The organism is Vibrio sp. 2033 (assembly GCF_033339735.1).
In genome coordinates, this window is the sequence record NZ_JAWOVC010000044.1 from 1 (window position 1) to 9207 (window position 9207).

The window sequence follows — 9207 nt, forward strand, 5'->3', positions numbered from 1 at the left end:
GTTCTTTTAGTTGTTGATTTCATAACACTCTCCAATTTTGGGGGTGGAAAGTGTCAACCTTATTTAGGACGGCACAATAAATACAATAAAAGAGAGTGGCCACAGAGCCGCTCTTTTTATTTTTTGTTTGGTTTGATTTATAAAATCCGCAAATTTATATATTCCTCAGGTGAATATGTTATACGTAAAAGTATATGAAACTAAATTGCGGTGTATTGATTTGTTTTTAATCAAAAAGGCAAAAAATGTTTGATATATATTCATCAAAGCTTACAATTTAACCGTAACTCAATGAGTTATACCTTTCATAAACGGATTAATTTTTAGCTAGGAGGCGCAAGATGAAACATTACGTTGTTAACACCACTGCTTGCGCTGATCGTATGCCTATCGCTCCGATAACCCTTAAATCGGATGATACCAATACCACTGGCTCACAAGATAAAAATTAATCCGTAACCTATCATATTTATTACTAGGCTGCGGGAAAGTAGCGGCTTAGTATCAACAGAATATTTCTGTTCATTTTACGCACTATTTTTTCCCAGTCGAATACATCGATAATCGGAGAAAATATTATGCGTCACTCTATTTACCTACAATTGGCCACTTTGCTATTGAAAGCAGACCTTAAACGCGAAGAAAAGCAATGGCAGCGTACCATACGCCGAACTGCTCATGATATTCCATGGACGAATGTTCATCTATTGAGAGATATTGGTTTAGATCGCGATGGTCGTTCTACACGTGCCAATGTTCCGGATGCAGTAAAAGTTGAACGTCGAGTTCGTCACCTTCGTCGAGTCTTAACGTCGCGAATAATGACGTAATCGTTAGCGTGTTGGGCTGACTGAGTTGCTAACGAGTCATTCAACACGCTTAACTTTTTATATGAAGTATGACTTCATTGGATAAACAGCTGATCTTGAAGATCAGCTGTTTTCGTTTGAAGGTGGTACTGTTAAGGGCAAGGATTCGAGTAAGTTGTACCTATTGCTTGAATTTCAGTAAGTAGTTCGTCGCTAAGTTGCAAATCAATACTGTCGATATTGGCTTTTAATTGGTCTAGGTTTGTTGCTCCGATAATGTTAGAAGCAACAAATGGACGCTGATTGACAAACGCGAGCGCCATTTGTGCAGGGTTTAGACCATGCTCTTGAGCTAAATTGACGTAAGCTTCGGTCGCTTTAACACCTTGCGGAGTGAAGTAGCGCGCAAAACGCTCCCACTTAGTGCATCGAGCGCCTTCAGGTTTTGCCCCGTTTAGGTATTTACCACTCAGGCAGCCAAATGCCAAAGGAGAGTAGGCAAGTAACTGAACGCCTTCGTAATGGCTGATTTCAGACAAGCCAACTTCGAAGCTGCGGTTCAATAAGTTATATGGGTTTTGAATGGAGACAATTCTTGGCAAATCGTGTTTTTCTGCCAAACGCAATAGCGACATCACACCCCACGGCGTCTCGTTGGATACGCCGATATAGCGCACTTTACCTGCATTCACTAATTCAGTAAGCGCTTCCAACGTTTCAATTAACGTGACTTCTTCTTGTTTGTCAGGGTATGGGTAGTTGAGTTGACCAAAGCAGTTGGTTTGACGCTGCGGCCAATGTAGTTGGTACAAATCGACATAATCGGTTTGTAGACGATTAAGGCTGTCATCAATTGCTGTATGGATGTGGCGACGATTAAGGCTCATGTTGTCTCTAATGTGAGGAACATTGCGAGGGCCAGCCACTTTTGTTGCCAGTACTACTTTCTCTCTTTTGCCGCTTTTTGCTAACCAATTACCGATGTATTGCTCGGTGAGCCCTTGTGTTTCCGAGTTTGGCGGTACAGGGTACATCTCTGCGGTATCGATGAAGTTCACCCCATGATCGAGGGCAAAGTCGAGCTGTTCAAAGGCGTCCTTTTCTGTGTTTTGCTCGCCAAACGTCATAGTGCCGAGGCAGATTTTACTGATCTCAAGTGATGAGTGCGGTAGTTTTGTGTATTGCATATCACGTCCTTGAAGAGTTACCGACTAAATAAGTGACTCCAATATAGGGGATTTTTAGCCGCAATCGCAAATGATTTACGTATAAAGGAAGAGCAAACTCGAAAGCTACAGTTAGCCTAACTACACTTAAATGATCGTGTGAAGGAGGTATGTTATGCAGAAGCATCAATTGGACATGTGGCTACATGGTCCACATAAAGATACTTATAAAACTCCCAAAGTATTTGTGATTGGGTGTTCTGATGTCTCTGACTATCTTTTAGCTGTGGAGTACAAGCATCAACTTGAGCCGATTAAAGACGGTGAAGACCCGATACATTTTGGCTCTCTAGACTTAGTAAAAGAAGAACTATTGAGGCTAGGGGTCGATAAAGCGTATTTAAGGCTGCGCAATGCGTATGACGAATGTGGCACTGAAGAGGCAGCCTCGTACTGCGATATTGAGTTATCGCTCGTGACGCACTAAATAGCTGATATGGTTTTATTCTGGTTGAGTGTTAATGTAGTGCTTGAGTAAGATCTGTTCAGTAAACTGTGTTCTAAGGTAAAAGCCTCGGGGCAGAGTTTTCATCGGCTTACCATTTGAGTTGTATGCTTCGGTGAGCGCTTTTGCATTTGCGGCTTTAGGGCGAAGATGCAGCGCTTCTCCGTGTCTGGCGGAAATTTGATCAAATCTTCCCAAGACGATCATCTCCATTAACTCTTCCCAGTCATTTCGCAAAATCCGTTCTTCTTCTTCATCTGGTGACCAAATGAGTGGACTGCCCACACGTCTTTCAGCGAGTGGGATTTCTCGTTCTCCTTCTACGGGTACCCAAAGCACACGAGATAGCTTGTTTCGAACATGACTTGTTTCCCATGTAAGACCATGAACACCAGTGAGGGGGGCCACAGAAACAAAGGTTGTTTCTAAAGGTTTGCCAGAGTAACTAATCGGAATACTTTTTAACTCGATCCCTAGTTTTGCGAAATCTTGTTGAGGTTTACTGCCAGCTGGAGCGCCCAAGTGCCATTCGAGTAATTGACCCACCCAACCTTTATCACGTTTTAAGTTTTCAGGAACAATCATATTCGCCTCGGCGGCCAACTCAGCAAAACTGAGTCCTGCCATATCATGCGCTCGTTCCAATAGCTCTGCTTCTGTTTGTGGTTCTGGTTTCATAGTTACAAGGTGGTATTACAAAAAATATAGTTTATCAAACTCCGACCAAATCTACTGTTTAAGATTTCACCGAGGCGGTGTAAGAACGATCAATTCATAACTTATCCACAGGTGAAGGAGGTATTGATAAGATCCTGGCGGGGTCTGTATGAATAAACAGGGGTTAAAATGCATTTTTGGGGTTGATTTTGTTGTAATCATCTAAACGAATAGCAGGTGAGTGTGGATAAATAGCCTGTTGGTGGATCTTTGACCGATCTGAGTTTGGTGAAAAGATCATCAAGAAACTGAAGATCGAATTATCGTTATTTTTAAAAATAAATACCTTTTTATCAATGTTTTATGTTTATTTTTTTGTTTGTTCATTTGTTTTGCTTTTGATGGGATTGAACTGAATTACTCATTTGAATTGAATTCTTCACAAAGTTATTCACAGAAAAGGTGAATAAATGTGGGCAATGTCTCACTCTTGTGTTGATAAGGTATGGTTTGATTAAAAGATATCCAAAAATGGTGAAAAGGTAATAAATCTTGCTCATATCACATCAGTAAGTTTGCTAGTAATGGGGATATGTGGAAAAATCACGGTAATAAAAAATTTATTCATAGAGGTTAGCCAGTGATAGATGGCGATGGTTACCGACTTAATGTTGGTATTGTGATATGTAATAACCATGGTCAGGTCTTCTGGGCTAAACGATACGGGCAACACTCATGGCAATTTCCACAAGGTGGGATTGACGAAGGTGAAACCCCTGAACAAGCCATGTTCAGGGAGTTATACGAAGAAGTCGGTTTAACGAAAAAAGACGTTAAGATCATTGCAACAAGTCGTCATTGGTTAAGATATAAGCTACCAAAGCGATTGGTGCGTTGGGACTCCAAGCCTGTTTGTATCGGCCAAAAACAGAAATGGTTTCTGCTGAGATTAGAATGCGATGAATCTCGCATTAATATGCAACGCGGAAAATCCCCTGAATTTGATGGTTGGCGCTGGGTAAGTTACTGGTATCCAGTTAGGCAAGTTGTTTCTTTCAAGCGAGATGTTTATCGACGAGCGATGAAAGAATTTGCATCCTTAGCCATGCCTTTTCGAGAGAGAAAAGCGAAAGGGAAAAGAAAAAAGCAACGTAGAGGATAATCATGCTCAGTCAGCTAAGGGAAATAGTTGAGAAAGTCTCCAGGGTCGATGATGTGCATCTGGCACTCGATATATTGGTGAAAGAGACTTGTGCTGCCCTTAGTACTGAGTGCTGTACTATCTATCTTGCTAATGAAGAAATGCAGCGCCTTGAGTTAATGGCAACTCAAGGCCTTATTTTTGAAGGTGATAGTATTCATATCAACTTCAATGAAGGCTTGGTTGGGTTGGTAAAACGAAGCGCTGAACCCCTTAACCTTGCCGAAGCCTCAAAACACCCCGAGTTCAAATTCTTTCCTCAACTCGGCGAACAGATTTACCACTCTTTTTTAGCTACTCCAATCATTCATCGTAAACAAGTTTTAGGTGTGTTGGTGATCCAACAAAAAACGCCGCGCTTGTTTAGTGAAATGGAAGAATCGTTTCTTGTTACCTTATCCGCTCAGTTAGCGGTGCTCATTGCACATGCGCAGAATCTTGGGCATTGGCAGTTAGCATCTAAACCCACGGTATTAAAAGGTTTGCCTGCGTCTACTGGTGTCGCGATTGGAGAGTTTTGGTTCGACAATACCCAGCCGAGTTTATCGGATGTTTTCCCTTCGTCCACGTTAGATAAGGAACGCGAGCACGAGACACTACTGGTGGCCATAGAGCGAGCGTTAAATGACTTTCGCCGCATGCGGAAAAAACTGGACAGTGAAATCAACAAAGATGCGCTGGCGATCTTCGATCTGTTTACTCACTTACTGAATGATCCGATGCTTCGCGGTGATTTGAAGAAGCAGATTGAAAAAGGAGATAGGGCAGACTGGGCGTTACGCCAAGTTGTAGAGTCATACTCGAATCGATTTGCCAGAATGTCGGATGTATACATGCGTGAAAGAGCGCAAGATATCCGAGAGTTAGGGCAAAGGCTGCTCTATTTTCTGCACAACAGCGAGCAAGAAAATTCTGCAATTGATCGTCCCATTATTTTGGTGGCGAACGAACTCACTGCCACCTTGCTCGCTTCTGTACCTAAAGAGTTTTTGTTAGCCGTCGTATCATTAGAGGGAGGCGCAAACTCTCACGCTGCCATTTTATCTCGAGCTCTTGGGGTCCCTGCAGTTATGGGCGCCAACATTAATCCGGATGTGGTGAATGGCAAACTCGGGATAGTCGACGGCTATACGGGTGAGATCTTCTTAGAGCCAAACCGCCAGTTGTTGCGAGAGTATCGCAGCTTAGTAAGCGAAGAGTCTGAATTGTTTGCCATGGTAAACAAGGACCTCGCACTCCCTGCGGTTACGCAAGATAATCACCATATCGAAATTATGCTGAATGCGGGACTCAGTGCAGACAGTAATATTGCCATCAACACAGGTGTTGATGGTGTTGGGTTGTACCGAACAGAGATTGCATTTTTACTTCAGCATCACTTTCCTTCGGAAGATGAGCAGTATCATCAATACCAAGCAATACTTAACAGCTATCCGAATCAACGAGTAGTGATGCGTACTTTGGATATTGGTGGTGACAAACCTTTGCCGTATTTGCCCATCGAAGAAGATAATCCGTTTCTAGGCTGGCGTGGCATTCGTTTTACATTGGATCATCCAGACATTTTCTTGATCCAACTGCGTGCAATGTTAAGAGCGAGTGCAGAAAGCGGAAACTTAAGTATCTTATTGCCAATGGTGTCAGGGGTAAAAGAGCTAGACGATGCCATTAGCTTGATTAATCAAGCTCACAGCGAAGCCGTTTTGCTTGATGATAGAATTCAATTCCCACAAATTGGGGTCATGATTGAAGTACCATCGATGGTGTATCTGTTGCCAACGATTGCTCACCGTGTTGATTTTGTTTCTGTCGGGACAAACGATTTAACTCAGTATTTATTAGCGGTAGATAGGAACAATTCGCGCGTAGCGGATGTCTATGAATCTATGCATCCTGCGGTACTGTTAGCGCTTAAGCAAATCCATGAGGTGTGTGATAAATATCAGGTGCCCGTGTGTATTTGTGGTGAGCTAGCGGGTGATCCATTTGGCGCTCTTCTCTTACTTGGGTTAGGGTATACCAGTTTGAGTATGAACACCTCCAACGTGGCTAAGGTGAAATATTTGATTCGTCATAGTCAACAAGAAGAATTAGAAAAATTAGCGGAGCAAGCAATGACAAAATCCTATGGGGAGGACATTCATCAAATGATGCATGACTTCTTCATTCAACAGGGCTTTGCGGGCTTTATCCGTGCAGGTAAAAAGTAGGAAATCGTGACCGTCTCTTTATTTTTGTTATTGTTGGCGCTAGGCGCTTTTGTGGGTGTGATGGCGGGGTTACTCGGTATCGGTGGTGGTTTGATTGTTGTTCCTGCCTTGTTGTATTTGCTTCCTCTTGCTGGGATCTCTCCAGAAATGAGTATGCACATGGCCTTAGCCACTTCGTTAGCGAGTATTATTGTCACGTCTGGCTCATCGGCGATGAATCACCTTAAGCTCGGCAATGTCGATATGTTTGTCGTAAAATGGTTGATGCCTGGTGTGGTCATTGGTGGCTTTGTTGGTGCCAATATTGCTGAGTGGATCCCTACACACTATTTGCCGAAAGTGTTTGGTGTCATTGTTCTTTGCCTGTCAGTACAAATGTTTCGTTCCATTAAAGTTACGAGCAGTAAACCTATGCCGAGCAGCCCTGTGACTGTAGTTTACGGCACGGGAATTGGTGTCGTATCAAGCCTTGCTGGTATTGGTGGTGGCTCACTGTCGGTACCATTTCTAAATAAACACGGGATAGAGATGCGTAAAGCGGTGGGTTCATCCTCCGTTTGTGGTTGCGTGATTGCTATTTCTGGTATGATCGGCTTCATCTTACATGGCTATAAAGTCGAAGGCTTACCTTCATACAGTATTGGTTATGTTTATCTTCCCGCTTTATTAGCGATTGCTATGGCCTCGATGCTCACAACAAAAGTGGGTGCGAAGCTGGCAACTAATCTTCCAACTGCGGTATTAAAAAAGATATTCGCGGTGTTCTTAATGTTTGTTGCAGCGACCATGCTGCTCTAAGTTTGTACCCAAGTCATTCTCGCTGAACCAAGCATCTAGAGGTTACTTGGGTATATTTATTTTGTTGTGATAAGAAGAGAATGATTTATGTCTCAGGGATATATTGAATTTCCCAATATTGATCCGGTTTTAATCTCTATTGGTCCTGTTTCGGTTCGTTGGTACGGTTTGATGTACCTTGTGGGCTTTATGTTTGCTCTATGGTTAGCGAACCGACGTGCAGATAAGCCTGGAAGTGGTTGGACACGAGAGCAGGTTTCTGATTTGTTGTTCGCAGGCTTCCTTGGCGTGGTGATTGGTGGCCGTGTAGGCTACGTGCTTTTCTACAATTTTGAGCTCTTCCTGGCTGACCCTTTGTATCTATTTAAAGTGTGGACCGGTGGTATGTCTTTCCACGGGGGCTTACTGGGTGTGATTACTGCGATGTTCTGGTATGCACACAAAAACGGGCGAACTTTCTTCGGTGTTGCTGACTTTATCGCGCCGCTTGTGCCATTTGGTTTGGGTATGGGGCGTTTAGGTAACTTCATGAACAGCGAGTTGTGGGGCCGAGTAACGGATGTGCCTTGGGCGATCGTTTTCCCAAATGGCGGTCCACTGCCACGTCATCCATCGCAGCTTTATGAAATGGCGCTTGAAGGTATCGTACTTTTCTTCATCTTGAATTGGTTCATCAAGAAACCTCGTCCTCTAGGTTCTGTTTCAGGGCTATTTTTAGCTGGATATGGTACATTCCGCTTCTTAGTTGAGTACGTGCGCGAACCAGACGCTCATTTGGGTTTATTCGGTGGCTTTATTTCCATGGGACAGATTTTATCCCTGCCAATGGTGGTTATCGGTGTCCTCATGATGGTTTGGGCATACAAACGTGGTCATTACAAAGACGAATTACCACAAAAGACGAAGTAAGGTATTGGTGTGAAACAGTATTTAGATTTGTGTCAACGCATCGTTGACCAAGGTGTTTGGGTTGAAAATGAGCGTACAGGCAAGCGCTGCCTGACCGTAATCAACGCGGATTTAACCTACGATGTTGCGAACAATCAATTTCCGTTGGTCACCACACGTAAAAGTTTTTGGAAAGCGGCCGTTGCAGAGCTATTAGGGTATATTCGTGGTTACGATAATGCGGAAGATTTTCGTAAGCTGGGCACGAAAACCTGGGATGCCAATGCCAACCTAAATGATGCCTGGTTGAATAACCCATACCGTAAAGGTGAAGACGACATGGGCCGTGTCTATGGGGTTCAAGGGCGCGCCTGGGCGAAACCTGATGGTGGTCATGTTGACCAGCTACGTAAGATAGTGGATGACTTAACGCGTGGTGTTGATGATCGCGGTGAAATCTTGAACTTCTACAACCCGGGTGAGTTCCACATGGGGTGCTTGCGTCCTTGTATGTACAGTCACCATTTTTCATTGCTGGATGATACGCTTTACCTGAATAGTACTCAGCGTTCGTGTGATGTACCGCTTGGCTTAAACTTCAATATGGTTCAAGTTTACGTGTTCTTGGCGATTATGGCGCAAATTACGGGCAAGAAACCTGGTCAGGCATTTCATAAGATTGTGAATGCTCACATTTATGAAGACCAGCTTGAACTGATGCGCGATGTTCAGTTGAAGCGTGAGCCATTAAAAGCGCCGACGTTCCATATCAACCCAGAGATTAAATCTCTAGAAGATTTGGAAACATGGGTCACACTGGATGACTTTTGGGTTGAAGGGTACGAGCATCACGATCCTATTCGTTACCCATTCTCAGTGTAACGAGTATCGTTCTTCTGACCCGTCCTGATATGGGTTGACACTTTTTAACTAAAACGCTCGATGTACTTCATCGGGCGTTTTGTATTTTAAA

The 9207-nt window shown here is 43.4% G+C and carries 9 protein-coding genes; 7 read left to right on the forward strand and 2 right to left on the reverse strand.

From position 1 onward, the window contains the following. Positions 1-578: 578 nt before the first annotated feature. Entirely contained in the window at positions 579-830 is a 252-nt protein-coding gene (locus tag R7P74_RS23790; RefSeq protein ID WP_005381776.1) for a hypothetical protein, read from the forward strand. A 131-nt stretch (positions 831-961) separates the two neighbouring features. Here R7P74_RS23790 and R7P74_RS23795 read toward each other — a convergent pair whose 3' ends face one another. Then, positions 962-1996, reverse strand: a complete 1035-nt coding sequence (locus R7P74_RS23795; protein ID WP_005381774.1) for an NADP(H)-dependent aldo-keto reductase — start codon at positions 1994-1996, stop codon at positions 962-964. Between the two features lie 154 nt (positions 1997-2150). Between R7P74_RS23795 and R7P74_RS23800 the strand changes: the two genes are divergently transcribed. Further along, complete coding sequence (locus tag R7P74_RS23800) at positions 2151-2462, forward strand: DUF6482 family protein (protein ID WP_005381772.1); 312 nt, start codon at positions 2151-2153, stop codon at positions 2460-2462. A 15-nt stretch (positions 2463-2477) separates the two neighbouring features. On the opposite strand, the gene mutH is transcribed toward R7P74_RS23800, so the two are convergent. After that, on the reverse strand, positions 2478-3158 hold the full coding sequence (mutH, locus tag R7P74_RS23805) for a DNA mismatch repair endonuclease MutH (protein ID WP_017821501.1): 681 nt from the start codon (positions 3156-3158) through the stop codon (positions 2478-2480). Between the two features lie 619 nt (positions 3159-3777). Here mutH and rppH point away from each other — a divergent pair. The 5 genes from rppH (at position 3778) to R7P74_RS23830 (ending at position 9116) form a co-directional block, all read left to right on the forward strand. Next, positions 3778-4299, forward strand: a complete 522-nt coding sequence (rppH, locus tag R7P74_RS23810) for an RNA pyrophosphohydrolase (RefSeq protein WP_005381953.1) — start codon at positions 3778-3780, stop codon at positions 4297-4299. Positions 4300-4301: 2 nt separating this feature from the next. After that, entirely contained in the window at positions 4302-6548 is a 2247-nt protein-coding gene (gene ptsP / locus R7P74_RS23815) for a phosphoenolpyruvate--protein phosphotransferase (RefSeq protein ID WP_005385966.1), read from the forward strand. A gap of 6 nt (positions 6549-6554) precedes the next feature. Continuing rightward, complete coding sequence (locus R7P74_RS23820) at positions 6555-7346, forward strand: sulfite exporter TauE/SafE family protein (RefSeq protein WP_005385965.1); 792 nt, start codon at positions 6555-6557, stop codon at positions 7344-7346. A gap of 87 nt (positions 7347-7433) precedes the next feature. Further along, positions 7434-8255 (forward strand): prolipoprotein diacylglyceryl transferase, encoded by an 822-nt coding sequence (lgt, locus tag R7P74_RS23825; protein WP_005381948.1) that lies wholly within the window; start codon positions 7434-7436, stop codon positions 8253-8255. A 9-nt stretch (positions 8256-8264) separates the two neighbouring features. Then, the gene (locus tag R7P74_RS23830; RefSeq protein WP_005381947.1) at positions 8265-9116 is read left to right on the forward strand and encodes a thymidylate synthase; all 852 of its coding nucleotides are present in this window, start codon (positions 8265-8267) and stop codon (positions 9114-9116) included. The last annotated feature ends 91 nt before the right edge of the window (positions 9117-9207 follow it).